This window comes from Micromonospora sp. CA-240977 (genome assembly GCF_050942285.1).
In the GTDB taxonomy this organism is placed as follows: domain Bacteria; phylum Actinomycetota; class Actinomycetes; order Mycobacteriales; family Micromonosporaceae; genus Micromonospora.
Genome location: NZ_CP192055.1, coordinates 6,311,017 through 6,329,634 on the forward strand (window position 1 = coordinate 6,311,017; position 18,618 = coordinate 6,329,634).

13 protein-coding genes are annotated in these 18,618 nt (G+C 70.9%); 7 read left to right on the forward strand and 6 right to left on the reverse strand.

What is annotated here, in order from left to right:
- Positions 1-12: 12 nt before the first annotated feature.
- Genes ACQPWW_RS28590 through ACQPWW_RS28605 form a run of 4 tightly spaced genes read right to left on the reverse strand, consistent with a single transcriptional unit; the run spans position 13 to position 3,853 of the window.
- Positions 13-615, reverse strand: coding sequence for a GTP-binding protein (locus tag ACQPWW_RS28590; RefSeq protein WP_433126785.1), 603 nt, complete (start codon positions 613-615; stop codon positions 13-15).
- Complete coding sequence (locus tag ACQPWW_RS28595) at positions 596-985, reverse strand: DUF742 domain-containing protein (RefSeq protein WP_433126787.1); 390 nt, start codon at positions 983-985, stop codon at positions 596-598. The genes ACQPWW_RS28590 and ACQPWW_RS28595 overlap by 20 nt, the downstream gene beginning before the upstream one ends.
- A complete protein-coding gene (locus tag ACQPWW_RS28600) occupies positions 975-1,397 on the reverse strand; it encodes a roadblock/LC7 domain-containing protein (protein ID WP_433126789.1) in 423 nt (140 codons plus the stop codon). Before ACQPWW_RS28600 ends, ACQPWW_RS28595 begins: the two co-directional genes overlap by 11 nt.
- Entirely contained in the window at positions 1,397-3,853 is a 2,457-nt protein-coding gene (locus tag ACQPWW_RS28605; protein WP_433126790.1) for a sensor histidine kinase, read from the reverse strand. The genes ACQPWW_RS28600 and ACQPWW_RS28605 overlap by 1 nt, the downstream gene beginning before the upstream one ends.
- A 368-nt stretch (positions 3,854-4,221) precedes the next feature.
- Between ACQPWW_RS28605 and ACQPWW_RS28610 the strand changes: the two genes are divergently transcribed.
- The 5 genes from ACQPWW_RS28610 to ACQPWW_RS28630 all read left to right on the forward strand — a co-directional run bounded on the left by ACQPWW_RS28610 (position 4,222) and on the right by ACQPWW_RS28630 (position 8,465).
- Positions 4,222-4,815: a hypothetical protein gene (locus tag ACQPWW_RS28610; protein ID WP_357817055.1), complete on the forward strand. Its 594-nt coding sequence runs from the start codon at positions 4,222-4,224 to the stop codon at positions 4,813-4,815.
- A gap of 11 nt (positions 4,816-4,826) precedes the next feature.
- Positions 4,827-5,798, forward strand: a complete 972-nt coding sequence (locus ACQPWW_RS28615) for a hypothetical protein (RefSeq protein WP_433126793.1) — start codon at positions 4,827-4,829, stop codon at positions 5,796-5,798.
- A gap of 215 nt (positions 5,799-6,013) precedes the next feature.
- Positions 6,014-7,672 (forward strand): sodium:solute symporter family protein, encoded by a 1,659-nt coding sequence (locus tag ACQPWW_RS28620; RefSeq protein WP_433126794.1) that lies wholly within the window; start codon positions 6,014-6,016, stop codon positions 7,670-7,672.
- A gap of 15 nt (positions 7,673-7,687) precedes the next feature.
- Positions 7,688-7,996, forward strand: a complete 309-nt coding sequence (locus ACQPWW_RS28625; protein WP_433126796.1) for a hypothetical protein — start codon at positions 7,688-7,690, stop codon at positions 7,994-7,996.
- 82 nt (positions 7,997-8,078) lie between these two features.
- Complete coding sequence (locus tag ACQPWW_RS28630; protein WP_433126798.1) at positions 8,079-8,465, forward strand: hypothetical protein; 387 nt, start codon at positions 8,079-8,081, stop codon at positions 8,463-8,465.
- A 117-nt stretch (positions 8,466-8,582) separates the two neighbouring features.
- Here ACQPWW_RS28630 and ACQPWW_RS28635 read toward each other — a convergent pair whose 3' ends face one another.
- On the reverse strand, positions 8,583-10,388 hold the full coding sequence (locus ACQPWW_RS28635; RefSeq protein WP_433126800.1) for a glycoside hydrolase family 6 protein: 1,806 nt from the start codon (positions 10,386-10,388) through the stop codon (positions 8,583-8,585).
- Positions 10,389-11,005: 617 nt separating this feature from the next.
- Here ACQPWW_RS28635 and ACQPWW_RS28640 point away from each other — a divergent pair.
- Both ACQPWW_RS28640 and ACQPWW_RS28645 read left to right on the forward strand, forming a co-directional pair.
- A complete protein-coding gene (locus ACQPWW_RS28640) occupies positions 11,006-12,520 on the forward strand; it encodes a hypothetical protein (protein ID WP_433126802.1) in 1,515 nt (504 codons plus the stop codon).
- Between the two features lies 1 nt (position 12,521).
- A complete protein-coding gene (locus tag ACQPWW_RS28645; RefSeq protein WP_433126804.1) occupies positions 12,522-13,223 on the forward strand; it encodes a class F sortase in 702 nt (233 codons plus the stop codon).
- A 76-nt stretch (positions 13,224-13,299) separates the two neighbouring features.
- Here ACQPWW_RS28645 and ACQPWW_RS28650 read toward each other — a convergent pair whose 3' ends face one another.
- Positions 13,300-18,381 (reverse strand): NAD-glutamate dehydrogenase, encoded by a 5,082-nt coding sequence (locus ACQPWW_RS28650; protein ID WP_433126805.1) that lies wholly within the window; start codon positions 18,379-18,381, stop codon positions 13,300-13,302.
- Positions 18,382-18,618: the final 237 nt, after the last annotated feature.

An 18,618-nucleotide genomic window follows, 5' to 3' on the forward strand; every position in this document is an offset into this window, starting at 1 on the left:
GCCGGCCGGATCTCAGGCCGCCGGCACCGGCTCCCCACGCTGCCGGGCGACATGCTCGACCAAGGCGATCAACACCATCTTCCCGGACTGCCGGTCCCGGGCGTCGCAGAGCACCATCGGCACGTCCGGGTCCAGGTCGAGTGCCCGGCGTACGGTCTCCAGGTTGAACCGGCGGGAGTCGTCGAAGCAGTTCACGCCCACCACGAACGGGATGCCGCGCTGCTCGAAGTAGTCGATGGACGGGAAGCAGTCGGCCAGCCGACGGGTGTCGGCGAGCACCACCGCGCCGAGCGCGCCGAAGGCCAACTCGTCCCAGAGGAACCAGAACCGATCCTGGCCCGGGGTGCCGAACAGGTAGACCTGCAGGTCGTCGTTGATGGTGATCCGGCCGAAGTCCATCGCCACAGTGGTGGTCGACTTACCCTCCACCCCGGAGACGTCGTCGGTGCCGATTCCGGCGCCGGTCAACACCTCCTCGGTCTGCAACGGACGCACCTCGCTCAGGGCACTGACCAGCGTCGTCTTGCCAGCCCCGAAGCCTCCCGCGATGAGGATCTTCAATGCCAGCGGGATGGTGGTGCTGGTGCCCGCATGGTCATAGCGCACGGAGTCCACTGACCACCGCCTTGAGGATGTCGTCGTCGGGAAGAATTCCGGCGGCCGGCGGCTCGTGCACCGCGACCAGGCCCTCGGCCAGGAGATCACCGAGTAGTACCCGGACCACACCGACCGCGAGGTCCAGTTCGGCCGCCAACTCGGCCACCGACACCGGCCGGAGGGCCAACGCGATCAGCCGTCGATGCTCCGGGAGCAGGTGCGGGCGGTCCGCCGTGTCGACGTCCGATCCCGCCAGCACGAACGCGACCAGGTCGAAACCGTCGACGGCGGAGCGTACCCGGCCCCCGGTGAGGGTGTACGGGCGCACCACCGGGCCGGCCTCGCCGTCCAGCCACTCGTGTTGTGGCCCGGGCGGCTCAGCCCGCATCACCGGCTCCCGCCGACGATCGGGCCGGCGCGGCGAGGCTCTCCCCCACCCGGATGACAAGCATCGCCATCTCGTACGCGACCAAACCGATGTCCGCGTCGGCGTCGCTCACCACCGCCAGGCAGGCTCCCTGCCCGGCGGCGGTGACGAAGAGGTACGCCGACTCCATCTCCACCACCGTCTGCCGGACCGGGCCGCCGTCCACGTGCCGGCTGGCGCCCCGCGCCAGGCTGGAGAAGCCCGCGGCGAGCGCACACAGGTGCTCCGCGTCGGAGCGCTCCAACTCGGCCGAGCAGCCGAGCAGCAGCCCGTCGGCGGACAGCACCACCGCCTCCCGGGCGGCCGGCACCCGTTGCACCAGCTCGTCGAGCAGCCAGTCCAGGCCGGCGCTCTGCTTCGTCGAATGCCGCACTAGGCGTCCCTCTCAGTCGCGGTCGGGGGTTCGGGGGGCGTCGCCGGGCCGGTCGGGGCGACCGGGGCCGCCGGACCGGTTCGCGCGATCGGCGCCGCCGGGTCGGTTGACGCTGCCGGCATCGCCGGGTCGGTCGGGGCTGCCGGCGCTGCCGGGCCGGTTCGCGTGACCGGGGCCGCCGGACCGGTTGGCGCCGCCGGGGCAGCCGGGGTGGTGACGGTGGCGCGTCCGCGCGCCGTGCCGGCCTGGAGGGCCGCCATCACCCGGCGCACCTCCTCGGGAGAGCGGGGCGCCGGGGTGTCGGCGACTGTCGACCGGGGCTGGGCGGCGGGGGTACGACGGCGTACCCGGCGGGGCAGCCCGTCCAGCTCGTCGTCCGCGGCCGATCCCGCGTCGCCCGGCCCGTCGCCAGGGGTCGGCGCGCCGCTGGGTGGGGCGGGCGGTGCGGCGACGGCGCGCGGTGCCGTGGGTGGGCGGGTGCGGGGCACGGCGCCCCGACGACCCGTGCGGGCCAACCGCCGGGCCGGGTCGGCCGACGCCGCAGGCAGCGTGGCGGGATCGGGGCCGGCCGGCGGCTCGGCGGTGACCAGGTCGGCGGGGATCAGCACCACCGCCGTCACCCCGCCCTGCTCGGAGGGGCGCAACCGCACCCGTACGCCGTGCCGGGCCGCCAGCCGGGCCACGACGAACAGGCCGAGTCGGGCGCTCTGCGCCGGGTCGAACTCGGGCGAGCTGGCCAGCCGGGTGTTGGCGGTCTCCAGGGCCGCCGCGGACATGCCCAACCCCTGGTCGGTGATCTCCAGGGCGTACCCGTTGGCCACCTGTTCCCCGGTGACGGTGACCCGGGTGTCCGGCGGGGAGAAGGCGGTGGCGTTCTCGACCAGCTCGGCGAGCAGGTGGATGATGTCGCCGACCGCCCGGCCCAGCACGCCGGCGGGCTGCGCGGCGGTGATGTCCACCCGGTCGTACGCCTCGACCTCGGAGATCGCGCCGCGGATCAGGTCGACCATCGCGACCGGATTGCGCCAACCGCGGCCGGGCGCGGAGCCGGCAAGGATGACCAGGTCCTCGGCGTGCCGACGGAGCCGGGTCGCCAGGTGGTCGACCTGGAAGAGCTCGGCCAGCTCGTCCGGGTCCTCGGCGCGGCGCTCCATCCGGTCCAGCAGGTGCAGCTGGCGGTGCACCAGGCTCTGGCTCCGGCGGGCGATGTTGAGGAAGACCTCGTTGAGCCCCCGACGCAGGGTGACCTCGTCCACGGCGGCCTGGACGGCGGTGCGCTGGACCTCGGTGAAGGCGCGGCCGACCTCGCCGATCTCGTCGTTGCCGTACTCCAGTGGCGGCGCCTCCCGGGCGACGTCGACCTGCTCGCCACGACGCAACCGGGTCACCACGTCCGGGAGACGGTGCTCGGCCAGCTCGAGCGCGGCGGTACGGACGCCACTGAGGCGGTGGACCAGCGTGCGGCCGAGCCGCAGCGCCACCAGCACCGAGACCACAACGGCGACGAGCCCGAGCACACCGGCGGCAGCGAGCCGCACCAGGATGCGTACCGCCATCGGCACGGACCGGTCGGTGAGACCGTCGGCCTCGGCCAGCTCGAAGTCCCGCAACTGCTGCTGTACCGCGTCATGGCTGGCCTGCCAGGCTGCCGCGTCGACCGGCGGTCGGCCGGACCGGTTGGCCGCGACCAGCGCGTCCTGCATGGTCCGCAGCCTGGTGAACGCCTCGCCCTCGGTCAACCGTTGGTACGCGATCCGGCCGGCTTCGGGCAGGTCGGCCACGGCGTTCTCGGTGAGCCACCGTTGGTTGGCGATGGCCTGCACGAGTTGAATGTGCTCCCCCTCGGCGAACCGTCCGGCGCTCAGCGCCCCGGCCAGCAGCGCGTCGCTCTGGCCGAGCAGCTCCCGGGAGCGGCCCAACGCGGTGAGCGCCAGGGCCTGCCGGTTGAGGTCCGGGTCGTTGAGGGTCGCCATCGCCGAGAACGCCCGGAACGCCGCGGAGACCATGCCGCTGTACAGGCCGATCGCGCCGCTGCGGTCCACCTTGCGGTCGTCGATGAACTTCCGGCCGGCCGGCAGCGCCGCCAGGGCGGTGACCAACTGGTCGACCCGGGCCTCCAGCGGGTCGTCCGCGGCGTCGCGCAGGGCATCCCCGTCGACGCGGCGGCGCAACTCGGCGACGGCCCGGTCGGTGCGCTCCCGCTGCTCGGCCAGGACGGGCAGCTGGGCGGTGCCCGCCAACTGCACCACCGAGAGTCGACGTTCCCGTTGCAGCTCGGTGACCACGACCTCGCCGGGGCGGCCCAGGTCGTACAGCAGGGTGCGGGCGGAGAGCAGGTCCAGGGCGGGACCGAAGGTCAGCGTGGTCGCGAAGATCCACAGCGCCAGGAGCGCGGTCACCGGCGCGACGACCAACGCAGTCAGCTTCGAGCGGATCGGCCAGTCGCGGGTTCTCATCAGACCTCGCCCGTACAGGGGTGGCAGGAGGGGTGCCGGCACCGCCGGGCAACGCGTCGGCCGGCTGCGCGCCCGGCTTGACGCCGGGCACCGGCGCGGGCGCCTTGGGCAGGATACGTAATCGGGGGCCGTTGCACTACTGCCCGTCGCGCCGACATCGACGCTCCGAGATGTGCCTCACAGGCGGCGGATCCGCTCCCGGTCTACTCCCTGTCGACTCGGGGCAGGCGCGCTTTCTGGACTCGTTCAGGTTGGCGGGGCTGCGGGCCTCGACAGCACGTCCCGCAGCCAAGCCGGCCAGAAAGTACCCCGGATCGGGATTGGCGATCAGTGCGCGGAGGGAATACCAGGTGACGAAGGAGGAGCCCATGTCGCCCACGCAGGTAATCGTCATCGTGCTCGTCGTGCTGGTGATCGTCGCGGTGCTGGCCGTGGCCGTCCGGTCGCTCGGCCGCCGTCGCGCGCTGCGCGACCGGTTCGGGCCGGAGTACGACCGGGTGGTCGAGGAGCAGGACAGCCGGTCCGCCGCCGAGCGCGAACTGCGCGACCGGGAACGCCGGCACGCCGAGCTCACGCTCACCCCGCTCAGCCCGGAGTCCCGGGCCCGCTACAGCGCCGCCTGGGAGGAACTCCAGGTGCGCTTCATCGACTCACCTGGCGAAACGGTGGGCGACGCCGACGCTCTGGTCACCCGGCTCATCGAGGAGCAGGGCTACCCGACCGGGGACTTCTCCGACCAGATCGCCCATCTCTCCGTCGAGCACGCTCGCACGCTGACCAACTACCGCGACGCGCACGACATCCACCTGCGCAACTCCCGGGGCGAGGCCAGCACCGAGGAGCTGCGCCAGGCGGTCGTGCACTACCGGGCCCTCTTCGCCGATCTGCTCGGCGAGGAGCCGGTCGGCCACCGTACGCCCGAACAGCGCCACCACCCGGACCACGACTCCACGAGCCGCTGAGGAGGCCACCGATGCGCCAGGAAGAGCAGCAGGTGAGCAACGACCACCCGGAGGCCGTCCGGTCCGCGCCCGTCCCGGTACCGCCGACCGGCGACCGGGCCGGCCGCTCGGACGTCCCGGAGGATGCCCTGGACGACCGGGGCACCTTCGACGACCAGGCCGCCTCCGACGAGCGGGCCGTCCCGAACGATCGGGCCGACGCCACCGAACGGTTCGACGACACCGAGCGGGATGCCGCGTCCGAGCGGGATGCCGCGTACGACCCGGTCGACGACGAGCGTGCCGACGACGACCCGCGCCACCGGCGCGACGACCGGTCCACCGACGAGGGCGGTTTCCACGAGCCGGGGCCGCTGCCGACGGCGTTCGGCGCCACCACGGTGGCCGACGCGGTGGCCGCGTCGGCACTGGCCAGCCCCAACCCGCAGGACCAGCCGGACGCCAGGGCCGAGCGGACGGCCCAGCCGGGTGACGGCGCCGAGGACGGCGAGCGCGAGGGCCTGCGGGCCGACCCCACTGCCGAGTTGCACCGGCGGGACGCCGACCCGGGGACGGACCCGGACGCGGTGGCCGCCGGCGCGGCCGGTTACGGCAGCGCGACACCGGAGATGGTGGATCCGGACGCGGACGGCGAGCCGGTCGGCACCGAGGGCGACGGCACGTCGTTGGGGGCCGCCGGCACGTCGCGGCCCGCCGGGTCGACCGTCGCGGCCGAGCCGGCCACGCTCCTGGACACCGACACCGCGCAGGGCTTCCGGGACCGCTGGCGGGACGTGCAGCTGCGTTTCGTCGATGATCCGCACGCGGCGGCCGGCGAGGCGCAGTCGCTGGTGGAGGAGGCCATCCAGGCCCTCTCCTCGGCGCTGGCCGCCCAGAAGACCACGCTGGGCGGGTGGCAGGACGCCGGCTCGGCCGACACCGAGCAACTGCGGATGGCGGTGCGCAACTACCGGGACTTCCTGGACCGCGTACTGGGTCGCTGAGCGACGCGTCACGGGGCGCCCCGGCCGGTCGGTCGGGGCGCCCCGTGCCCTGCGCGGTGGGTGACGCGCTCTCGGCGGCAAGCGACCGGGCCCGTACGACCACCCCAATCCCCCCGAACCCCTCTCAACCTGAGTCCAGGCGTGAAAACGGCCGGACGGGGTAATAGGGCGCGCGCGCACCAACCAGCGTAGACGTCGGGACGAGGGGTGACGGGATGGACGGCGAGGGTCTTCGGCTCAACATGAACGGCCTGGACTACCTGATCCTGGCGCTGTACTTCGTCACCGTCCTCGGGGTCGGCATCGCCGCGCGTCGGGCGATCCGGACCAGCGTCGACTTCTTCCTCTCCGGCCGGTCCCTGCCGGCCTGGGTGACCGGGCTCGCCTTCGTCTCGGCGAACCTGGGCGCGCTGGAGATCATCGGTATGGCCGCGAACGGCGCCCAGTACGGCGCCATGACGGTGCACTACTACTGGATCGGCGCGGTGCCGGCGATGGTCTTCCTCGGCATCGTGATGATGCCCTTCTACTACGGCTCCAAGGTCCGCAGCGTGCCGGAGTACCTGCGGTTGCGGTTCAACCGCCCCACCCACCTGCTCAACGCGCTCAGCTTCGCCGTCGCCCAGGTGCTCATCGCCGGCGTGAACCTCTACGCGCTGGCCCTGGTGATGCAGGCGCTGCTCGGCTGGCCGCTCTGGACCGCGATCGTGGTCGGCGCGGCGATCGTGCTGGCGTACATCACCATCGGTGGTCTGTCCGGCGCCATCTACAACGAGGTGCTGCAGTTCTTCGTCATCCTGGCCGGCCTCATCCCGGTCACCGTGATCGGCCTGGTCAAGGTCGGCGGGGTGAACGGTCTGATGGACGCGGTACGCGACTCCAAGCTCGGCGAGGCGGGCCTGCACGCCTGGCAGGACACCGGCAGCACCGCCAACCCGCTGGGCGCGCAGTGGATCGGCATCGTCTTCGGCCTCGGTTTCGTGTTGTCCTTCGGCTACTGGACGACGAACTTCGCCGAGGTGCAGCGGGCGCTGTCGGCGAAGAACATGAGCGCCGCCCGGCGTACGCCGATCATCGCCGCGTACCCGAAGCTGTTCATCCCCCTGGTCACGGTGATCCCTGGCCTGGTGGCCCTCGTGACGGTGAAGGGCCTGGGGGCGGAGAGCGGGGACCTGCAGTACAACAACGCGATCCCGCTGCTGATGCGCGACCTGCTCCCCAACGGCGTGCTCGGCGTCGCGGTCACCGGCCTGCTGGCCTCGTTCATGGCCGGCATGGCGGCCAACGTGAGCGGTTTCAACACCGTCTTCACCTACGACATCTGGCAGGCGTACATCCGCCGCGACCGGCCGGACGACTACTACGTGCGGGTGGGTCGGTGGGCGACGGTCGCCGCCGTGGTGGTCGGCATCGGCACGGCGTTCATCGCGGCCGGGTTCAGCAACATCATGAACTACATCCAGGCGCTCTTCTCCGTCTTCAACGCGCCGCTCTTCGCCACCTTCATCATCGGCATGTTCTGGAAGCGGATGAGCGCGCTTGCCGGCTTCTGGTCGCTGCTGCTGGGCACCCTGGTGTCGCTCAGCCTCTACCTGCTCTACAAGGGCGGCGTCATCGACTTCAACTCCGACCTGGAGGAGAGCTTCTGGGGCGCCGGTCTCGCATTCGTCACGGCGGTGGTGGTCGCGGCGATCATCACCCCGCTCACCGCGCCCAAGCGCGACGAGGAACTGCGCGGGCTGGTCTACGGCATGGGTGGCGTCGACCTGAAGGGGGACGTGCTCGCCGGGGACGCCGTCTGGTACCGCTCCCCGGTGCTGCTCGGCGTGATCGCTGTCGCGCTGGCCGCCCTCTTCTACATCCCGGTCTTCTAGGAAAGGAGTCGGCAGATGAGCAACGACGGCCAGCCGGCACAGGACCCGCTGATCGACGAGGCGCAGGAGGAGCAGCGCCGTTCCGCCGCCGCCCGGTTGTTCGACATCCGGCGGGTGATCGGTGGTCTCTTCGTGGCGTACGGGGTCATCGTGACGTTGATCGGCATCTTCGACAGTGCCGCCGAGATCGACAAGGCCCAGGGGGTCCGGATCAACCTGTGGGCCGGGTTGGTGATGCTCGTCTTCGGCCTGCTCATGCTGCTCTGGCAGTGGCGGCGCCCGGCGGAGCCGCCGGCCCCGAACGAGAAGCAACCCGGCACCTGACGGCGCGGCGGTTCGGCATGAGCCCGGCACGAGGGGGTACGCCGGGGTAACCAGGCACCGTGTCGGACACAGGAGGCACACCATGACCGATCGCGATCGCCAACCGCCGTTGGAGGAGAGCCCGGAGGTGGCCTCGGCGGTGGACGATGACGTCACAGTCGTGCAGTTTCGGACCGGCGGAGGCCCTGACCAGGACACCCCCGGGTTCACCGAGCCGCGCGGCCGGCCGGACGACCTCGCGCCGGACACCGATGAGCTGATCGGCGACCCGTACGCCGCCGGCACCGGGGCGACCGGGACGGGCACCGGGGCCGGCGGCGACAACATCCGTACCGGCGCGGAGCAACAGTGGGAGCCGGAGGATCTGGTGATGGCCCGCGGGCAGGACCTCACCCCGGAGAACCTGGACAAGGCCCGTCGCGATCTGGCCGAGCAGGGCCGGGCGGCGATCGAGCGCACCGTGCCCTGATCGGGCACGAGGGGGGTCCCCGACCCGACCTCAACGGTCGGGCCGGGGACCCGGGGGACCTGCCGCCGGCAGTGCCTCACCTACTGCCGGCGGCGGGTGGTTACGGGCGCGTTCCGGTCAGAGCGCCGGGTACGCGTTGCGCATGAGCTCCTGGAACTGGGCGGAGAACCACGCACCCGAGATCGGCGCGCCTCCCAGCGCCCCGGTCGGGTTGTTGCCGTTGCGGGCGTTACCGCCGTACGTCGGGTCGCACATCCGGTCGAAGCCCTTGCCCTCGTTGTTCGGGATCTCCGAGCTGGAGCCGTCCGACTCGCCCGGCGGCTTCACCCAGACGTAGGCGTCGATGCCCGTCGCCGGGTTCGCCCGGGGCCGCTCGCCGAGACCCGCGCCAGCCTGGTTGCACCAGTTGCCGGCGTGGTACCGGCGGTCGATCCGGCCACCGTTGACGTACGTGTCGACGCTGGTCGTCGCGCCCGGGCCGGTGGGCCGGTTGGCGCCGCCCCAGCCGTTGCGGGAGGTGTCGATCAGCATGCCGATGTTGGAGTTGAAGCCCAACGAGACCAGCTTGGTCCGGAACGCCTGGGCGAACGACAGCTCGTCGACGTAGTAGTTCCAGTCGATCCACTTGGACTGCCGCACCGTCTGGCCGTTCACGTTGTCGGTGACCTTGAAGTACGGCTCCGTGAGCGCCGAGTAGTTCGCGGTGTTGGTGATGAAGCCGTGCACGTTGTTGACGGTGCTGCCGGAGGCGACAGCGGCGGTCTTCAGGATCTCGGCGGACGGGTTGAAGTTGCTGTCCCAACCGAGCCAGCCGTGGTGCCCGGCGTCGATGTAGTTGTAGACGTTGCCGATCGCGCCCAGCTTGGCGAGGGCGTAGCCGACACCGTTGACGTACGCGCCGTTGGCCTTGACCGTGTCGCACATGACAGTGCCGCCGGCCTGTCCGGAGGTGTTGGTCACCAGGTTCGGCAGCGAGTCGATCTCGATGATGTTGATGATCCGGATGTTCCGGTACTTCGAGTCGCCCTGGATCGCGGCGATCGGGTCGATGTACTCGGACTTGTACCTGGGCAGCTCGTCCGGGCCCAGCTCACCGTTGGAGGCGAGCGCCGAGCAGTCCCGGCCGGGCAGGTTGTAGATGACGAACTGGATGTAGCCGGCGCCCTGGCGCAGCGCCTCGTCCAGGTGGTCCTTCACCCCGAAGGCGCCGTTGGAGCTGCTGTTCGGCGTGCCGTTGATCGCGGCGATCCGGTCCAGCCAGACGGCGGTGGGGTTGTTCGAGACCCGGCTGCCGCCCGTCTCGGCGTCCGCCTTGGCCTTCCACTCCGGGTTCACGTAGCCCGGGACGCCGGCGTACGGGTTGTCCACCTTCACTCCCGGCGGGGGCGTGGTGGGCGGCGGACCAGTGGTCGGCGGGGCCGAGGTCGGCGGGGCCGTGGTCGGCGGGGCCGAGGTGGGCGGTGCCGAGGTCGGCGGCGCCGTGGTCGGGTTCGTGCCACCGCCGCAGACCACGCCGTTGAGGGTGAACGAGGTCGGCTTCGGGTTGCTGCCGCTCCACGCGCCGTTGAAGCCGATGCTTGTCGACGCACCGGTGGCGAGGGTGCCGTTGTAGGACATGCTGCGGGCGGTGACCTGGCTGCCGGACTGGGCGAACGTCGCCGACCAGCCCTGCTGCACCCGCTGGCCGGAGTTGGGGAAGGTCCAGCCGAGCGTCCAGCCGTTGACCGCGTCGCCGAGGTTCTTGATGGTGATGTTGGCGGTGAAGCCGCCCTGCCACTCATTTGTCGTGTACGCGATGTCGCACTGCGTCGCGGCCTGCGCCGCGGTGACCGGGATCGTCACCAACCCACCGGCGACCAGGGCACCCGCGCCGGCGAGCGCGAGGGCCCGGCGTTGGCCGGACAGCCTTCTCCACACATTCATGCCACTGATCTCCTTGGGCGAGACCGGGCCCACGTACGGCCCGGCGAGACGGCCCGGTGGGCGTCCTGAACGGACGGCCGCCGGCGCCAACGGGATTTTTCGGGGACGCCCGACCCGGACGGGCGATGGTGGTGGTGGTGCACGACCAGCGCGGTGGCGGGTCGATCGACGGCGGGATGTCGCCCCGGCGAACCGGGTGCCCTCGACTGCCTGCCTGCGCGGTGTGGCTCCCCGAACCGCGTGCGCCGATTCTTACATGGGAGCGCTTCCATGGCAATGGCTCGATGCGTGGTGGGCGCGGGTCACCCGCGGATCCGTTTCGGACGATACCCCCCGGATCTCCCCCGAGCGGCACGTCCGAGACCCCCGGCGGCACTACCGGATGGCCGAGGCGGTCCGGCACGACCAGCGCCGAACGCCGTGCGCCGCCCGGAACGCGCCCCGACCCCAGAGAGGGCGCGGGGCGCACCGAAAGCCGCGTAGCACCCCTTCACCTCTTACTCTGACCAAAGGCCAAAACGCGAATCTTTCACTTCATAAGTCGTGAAACGGTCTAACGTCGGTCTTAGCTCGGTTGTCGCCGAGCGCAGGACAACAGGGATGGAGTGACGCAGGTCATGGCTAAGAAGATGCTCGGGAAGGTCGTTGCGGGCGCCGCGCTCGGCGGCGCGTCGCTCCTGGTGTTCGCACCGGGGATCGCCTACGCCAACGGCCACGACGACGGCAAGGACCACGACGGCAAGGTCTACGCCAAGCCGCACGTCGTCAAGGCCGGCGAAGAGGTCAAGCTCCTCGAGATCTGCCCGGATCGGCAGGAGCACGCGTTCGTGTGGTCCAAGGTCACCGGCAAGGTCAAGCTCGACCCCGCCAAGGAGGACCGGGGCGAGGACCGCGAGTGGAGCGAGGAGGAGGACTCCTACGACCACGAGAACGGCAAGGACGAACACGGCAAGGACGACGAGGGCAAGGACGAGAACGGCAAGGACGAGCACGGCAAGGACGACAAGGGCAAGGACCACGAGGGCAAGGACGAAAACGGCAAGGACGAGCACGGCAAGGACGACAAGGGCAAGGACCACGAGGGCAAGGACGAAAACGGCAAGGACGAGCACGGCAAGGACGACAAGGACAAGTCGCAGCCCGGCGGCCAGGGTGGCGGCGCTGCCGCCGACGCCTACGAGGACGAGGGCAGCAAGGACTGGAAGGGCGAGGAGCACGGCCAGGACGCGGAGGACAGCCGCGACGAGAAGGGCTGGGGCTCCAAGGACGAAGACAAGAAGGACTGGAAGTCCAAGGACGAGCACGGCTCGGACAAGGGCCGGGACTCCCGCGACGAGGACGAGTACGGCTCCGACAAGGGCCGCGACTCCCGCGACGAGGACGAGTACGGCTCCGACAAGGGCTGGAACTCCCGCGACGAGCACGGCTCCTACAAGGGCCGCGACTCCCGCGACGAGGACGAGTACGGCTCCGACAAGGGCCGGAACTCCCGCGACGAGGACGAGTACGGCTCCGACAAGGGCTGGAACTCCCGCGACGAGCACGGCTCCTACAAGGGCCGCGACTCCCGCGACGAGGACGAGTACGGCTCCGACAAGGGCCGGAACTCCCGCGACGAGGACGAGTACGGCTCCGACAAGGGCCGCGACTCCCGCGACGAGGACGAGTACGGCTCCGACAAGGGCTGGAACTCCCGCGACGAGGACGGCTCCTACAAGGGCCGCGACTCCCGCGACGAGCACGGCTCGGACAGGGGCCGCGACTCCCGCGACGAGCACGGCTCCGACAAGGGCCGGGACTCCCGCGACGAGCACGGCTCGGACAAGGGCCGCGACTCCCGCGACGAGCACGGCTCCGACGAGGACAGCTGGGAGAAGGAGCGCGAGTTCGTCTACTACGGCGAGGCCAAGGTCGACAAGGACGCCAAGCCGGGTCGCTACGAGCTCAAGGGCTCGTGCGGCGAGGGCGAGCTCGTCGTGCTGCCGCACGGCGGTGTCGACGGTGGTGACGGTGGCGCCAGCACCGGTACCGACCGTGGCCTGGCCACCGGCGGGGCGGGCCTGCTCGGCGCTGCCGCGCTGGGCGGGATCGTGCTGATGCGTCGTCGGCGGACCGATGGTTCGCTCGTCTGACGTGACGGCGACACGGGCCGGCGGCCGTCACGGGAGACCGTGGCGTGCCGCCGGCACGGCCGTCGTCGTCACCATGGCCATGATCGGCGCCGGCATGATCGGCTTCGCCCTGAAGACCACGCCCCCGGCCCGACCGCCGCAGCCGCTGGCCCAGGCCGGTCCCGAGGTGAGCAGGCCGGCCGACACCACCGCCGTCCCGCCGGTCGACGGGCAGCCGGTCGATCAGGGGGATGTGCCGGCCGGGCTGGCACGCTCCGCACCGACCAGCATCGAGATCCCCCGGATCGGCGTCAACGCGACGGTCCTGTCACTCGGCACCAACCCGGACGGCACCGTCCAGGTCCCCCCGTTGGAGCAGGCCGACCAGGCTGGGTGGTACGAGCCCGGCGCGAGCCCCGGCGAGACCGGTAACGCGGTCATCGTCGGGCACGTGGACTCGGCGAAGCTCGGCCCGGCGGTCTTCTTCGACCTCGGCTCCCTCGTACCCGGCGACACGATCACGGTACGGCGGGCGGACGGCCAGCCGGCCACGTTCCAGATCGACTCGGTGAAGTCGTACCCGAAGACGGCCTTCCCCACCGAGTTGGTGTACGGGCCCAGCGACCGGCCCGGTCTGCGGGTGGTCACCTGCGGTGGTCAGTTCGACGAGGCCGCCAAGAGCTATCCGGACAACATCGTCGTCTTCGCCACCCTGACGGCCTGATCGGGGACGACAACGAAACGCGGTCCGGCCGGTCGGGGTGACCCGACCGGCCGGACCGCGTCCGGCGTACCTGACCTCAGGCAGCTGCGGAGGTCCGCACCAGGGTGCGGATCTGGCGCAGCAGCACCGACAGGGCGGCGAGATCCGCCCGCGACTCGTCGAACTCCCCCATCGCCCGGCGGGCGCGGTGGATCGAGGTCGCGTTCGACTGCTCCCACTGCTGCACCCGCTCGTGCGGCGGCAGGTCCTCCGGGGTGGAGTCGAACACCTCGGCGGTGAGCGCGGCCAGCGCGGCGTACAGGTCGTAGCGCAGCGCCATCCGGGCCAGCGTCTGCCAGCGGTCCTCCCGAGGCAGCAGGGAGATCTTCGACAGCAGCGAGTCCACCCGGAACAGGTCGGACAGCACGAAGTAGACCGAGGCCACCTCGCTGACGTCCCGCCCGCTGGCGTTCGCCGTCTCCACCACGTCCATCAGACCGAAGCTGTACATCAGCCGGGTCGCGCGTTCCGCCAGCTCGCGAGGCAGCCCACGCTCGGTCATCGAGTCCATGTGCGCGGCGATGCCCTGCCGCTCGTTGCCGTAGAACAGCTCCTCCAGCCCCGGCAGCAGCCGGGTGACGCCGTCGCGCAGTCGGGCGATCTCGGCCGGCACGTCGATCGGCGAGCGCCGGTTGGACACCAGCCACCGCACCGCCCGGTCGAGCAGCCGACGGGTGTCCAGGTAGACGCTGGTCTGCAGCTCCGGTGCGACCTTGTTGTCCAGCGCCTCGACCGCGTCCCACAGGTCGCGGAGGCCGAACACCTCGCTGACCACCACGTACGCCCGGATCACGTCCGCCGCGCTGGCCGCCGTCTCCTCGACCACCCGGAAGATGAACGAGATGCCGCCCCGGTTGATCGCCTCGTTGACCAGCACCGTGGTGACGATGTCCCGGCGCAGCCGGTGCCGGCCCATCCGGTCGGCGAACCGCTCCCGCATCGGCGTCGGGAAGTAGTTGACAAGGACCTCGGTCGTCCACTCCTCGTCGGCCAGACCCTCGGTGAGGATCTCCCGCTCCAGGACGATCTTCACGTACGCGAGCAGCACAGCGAACTCCGGCGCGGTCAGCCCGGACTCGCTGCGGACCGCCAGTTCCTCGTCCGGCGGCAGCGCCTCAAGCGCCCGGTCCAGCGCGCCGGACCGCTCCAGCTCGTTGATCATCCGACGGTGCACCGGAAGCAGCGAGGCGGCCTGCGCCTGGGCGTTGTTGATCGCCCGAGCCTGGTCGTAGTTGTCCCGCAGCACCAGCTCCGCGACCTCGTCGGTCATCCCGGCCAGCAGCTCGTCGCGCTCGGCGGTGGTCAACTCGCCGTCGGCCACCGCCGTGTTCAGCAGGATCTTGATGTTCACCTCGTGGTCGGAGGTGTCCACCCCGGCCGCGTTGTCGATGAAGTCGGAGAAGATCCGGCCACCTGTCAACGCGTACTCGATCCGGCCGAGCTGGGTCCAGCCCAGGTTGCCGCCCTCGCCCGCGACCCGGCACCGCAGGTTGCGCCCGTCCACCCGGATCGCGTCGTTGGACTTGTCGCCCACCTCGGCGTTGGTCTGGGTGGACGCCTTCACGTAGGTGCCGATGCCGCCGTTCCAGAACAGGTCCACCGGAGCGGTGACGATCGCCTTCATCAGCTCCTGCGGCGACAGGTGCGTGACGTCGTCGTCCAGGCCGATCGCCGCCCGGACCTGCGGCGTGATCGGGATGGACTTCGCGGTACGCGGGAAGATGCCACCGCCGGCCGAGATCAGCTCCGGGTTGTAGTCCTCCCACGACGACCGGGGCAGGTCGAACAACCGCCGCCGCTCCGCGTACGAGGTGGCCGCGTCCGGCTCCGGGTCCAGGAAGATGTGCCGGTGGTCGAAGGCGGCCACCAACCGGATGTGCTCGGACAGCAGCATGCCGTTGCCGAACACGTCGCCGGACATGTCGCCGACGCCGACCACGGTGAAGTCCTGGGTCTGGGTGTCCAGGCCCAGCTCCCGGAAGTGGCGCTTGACCGACTCCCAGGCGCCCCGGGCGGTGATGCCCATCTTCTTGTGGTCGTAGCCGGCGGATCCGCCGGAGGCGAACGCGTCGCCCATCCAGAAGTTGTGCGCCGTGGAGATCTCGTTGGCGATGTCGGAGAACGTCGCGGTGCCCTTGTCGGCCGCCACCACCAGGTACGGGTCGTCGCCGTCGTGCCGGACCACGTCCTCGGGCGGCACGATCTGCCCGCTGACGATGTTGTCGGTGACGTCAAGCATCGCGCCGACGAACTCCTGGTAGCAGGCGACCGCCTCGTCCCGGTCACCAGGCTTCTGCTTCAGCACGAAGCCGCCCTTGGCGCCCACCGGCACGATCACCGTGTTCTTCACCATCTGCGCCTTGACCAGGCCGAGCACCTCGGTCCGGAAGTCCTCCCGCCGGTCGGACCAGCGCAACCCGCCCCGGGCCACCGGCCCGAACCGCAGGTGCACACCCTCGAACCGGGGCGAGTAGACGAAGATCTCGAACTTCGGCCGCGGCGCCGGCAGGTCCGGGATGGCCTGCGGGTCGAGCTTGAACGCCACGTACGCCTTCGGCCGCCCGCCGACCGGCTTCTGGTAGAAGCTGGTCCGCAGGGTCGCCTCGATCAGCGTCAGGTACGAGCGCAGGATCCGGTCCTGGTCGAGGCTCGCCACGTCGTCCAGCCCGGCCCGGATCATCTCCACCAGCTCACCACTGCGCTGCTGCCGCTGCTCGGTGGTCTGCTCGCCCGGCGCGAAGCGCGTCTCGAAGAGCTCCACCAGCAAGGCGGCGAGCTTCGGGTACGCGATGAAGGTCTGCTCCATGTAGTCCTGCGAGAAGACAGTGCCGGCCTGCCGCAGGTACTTCGCGTACGCCCGCAGCACCACCACCTGTCGCCAGGTGAGCCCGCCGCGCAGCACCAGCTCGTTGAACCGGTCCACCTCAGCCTCACCGCGCCAGGCCGCCGCGAAGGCGTTCTCCACGTGCGGGCGCACCTCGGCCAGCTCGTGGTGCCCCTCGGGCAGCATCAGGCCGAAGTCGTACAGGTAGACCCGACCGTCGATCCGGTCCACCTCGTACGGGTGCTCGTCGACCACCCGCACACCGAGGGAGTGCAGCACCGGCAGCACGGCGGAGAGCATCATCGGTTCGCCGTACCGGTAGACCTTGAACCGGACGTCCATCGCCTCGGCCAGCTCCGTGCCGGGCACCCGGGTGCCGGGGCGGGGCGCGAGTTGCTTGCGGAACAGGTGCATCTCCAGCTGGCCGGGCTCCTCCAGCAGCTCCAGCTTCGCCAGGTCCTTCATCGCCTCGTACGGCGTGTGCCCGTCCTTGTAGCCCTCCGGGAAGGCGTCGGCGTACCTGGTGAACAGGTGCTTGGCCTGCTCGTCGCCCAGCTTGCGCTCCAGCACCAGCCGGTAGTCGTCGTCCCAGAGTCGGGTCGCGTCGGCCAACTCCTCGGCCAACAGGTCGGCGTCGATCTCGCCGGGCGGCCGGGTCGGGTCGGTACGCACGATGAAGTGCACCCGGGCCAGCATCGACTCGGTGACGCGGGTGGTGTAGTCCACCCCGACGCCGTTCAGCTCACGCAGCAGGATGTCCTGCATGCGCAGCCGGTTCTGCGTGGTGAACCGGTCCCGGGGCAGGTAGATCAGGCAGGAGATGAACCGCCCGTACGCGTCGCGGCGCAGGAAGACCCGCAGCTGCCGGCGACCGGCCATCCGCAGCACGCCGATCACCGCGTGGTAGAGATCGTCGGTCTTGATCTGGAACAGCTCGTCGCGCGGGTAGGTCTCCAGGATCTGGATCAGATCCTTGCCGGAGTGACTGCGCCGGCTCAGGCCGGAACGGTCCAGCACCTCGGCCACCTTGCGGCGCACCACCGGCAGCTCCCGGACGCTGGTCCGGTACGCGGCGGTGGAGAACAGGCCGAGGAAGCGGCGCTCGCCGATCACCTCGCCGGCCTCGTTGAAGATCTTGAAGCCGAGGTAGTCCAGGTACGCCGAGCGGTGCACGGTGGCCCGTGAGTTGGCCTTGGTGATGATGAGCAGGCGCTTCTCCAGCACCTTCTCGTGCGCCTCGGGCGTCATCGACGCCAGCGGCCGGGCCTCCGGCGCGTCGGAGCGCAGGATGCCCAGTCCGGTGCCGAGCACCGCCTCCAACGCCTGGCCGTCGACCTGATCGCCGGCAGCGCCGCCCGCGGCGTCCACCAACCGGTACTCGCGGTAGCCGAGGAAGGTGAAGTGGTCGTGGGCGAGCCACCGCAGCAGCTCCACCGAGTCGGTGATGTCCTTTTCCGGCACCGGTGGGCGGTTGTCGGCGGTACGCGCGGAGGCCAGCTCGTCGGCGAGCGCGAGGGCACGCTGCCGCATCTTCGGCCAGTCCTCCACCGCCTCCCGCACGTCGGTGAGCACCCGCTGCAACTCGCGGCGCAGCCGGTCCCGCTCGGCGGCGTCCCGGACCGGGTCGATCTCGATCCGCATCCAGCTCTCGATGATGTCGCCGGCGATCGCGTCGTCCGGCTCCACGTCCGCGGAGACCTCGGTGAGCCGGCCCAACGGCTCCCGCCGGACCACCACCAGCGGGTGCACCAGCAGGTGCACATCCAGGTGGTACGAGTTGAGCAGCGCGGTGACCGAGTCGACGAGGAACGGCATGTCGTCGGTGACGATCTCGACGACCGTGTGGTGCTGGTCGGCGTGCGGCTCGTGGATCCGCAGTTTCAACTCGCCGGGAACCCGCTGCTGGGCGAGGTCCCGGTGCGCCCGGGCCGCGTCGAGCATTTCCTCCGCCGTGAAGCCGACCAGCTCCTCGTCCGGTGCGAACCGCCAGAAACGGCCGACGAGTGTCGCCGCGTCGTGGTCGTCCCCGGCGAGCGCGACGGCCTGAGCCACCAGGCGCTCCGCGTTGGGAACAGGTTCGTCGAGCTCGGCGTCCTCCACGTCGTCGGCCAACGCCTCGGTGGGCAGGCCCAGATCGTAGATGGTGTCGATGCTCGACCCGGTCAGCCCGGTGACTCCCGTGTCGAGCCGGCCGTAGCCGTCCCCGTCGGTCGCCGAATCGAAGCTGTCGTCGTCCCGGCCGGAGTCATCCTGCCGGAGGTCGGGTTCCGGTTTGATCGCCGGACGCCGGTCCATCGGTGCCACTCCCCTCGACCCACCGCGTTGTGGGTCACTCTGCCGCTCAGCCTAGGCCCTGCCGTTGTGCGCCTTCGTCGGCGGACCACTGGCCAGACGTCCGGATCGGGACTTTGTCCTTTCACCCGTTGCGGGTCTGAGGTTGGCCGGCTGCGGGATACCCCGCCACGCGATGTTCATCACACCGGCCCGGCCCGTCTTTGAGCGCGCCCGCCACCGTGGGGGACGTTGGGGACG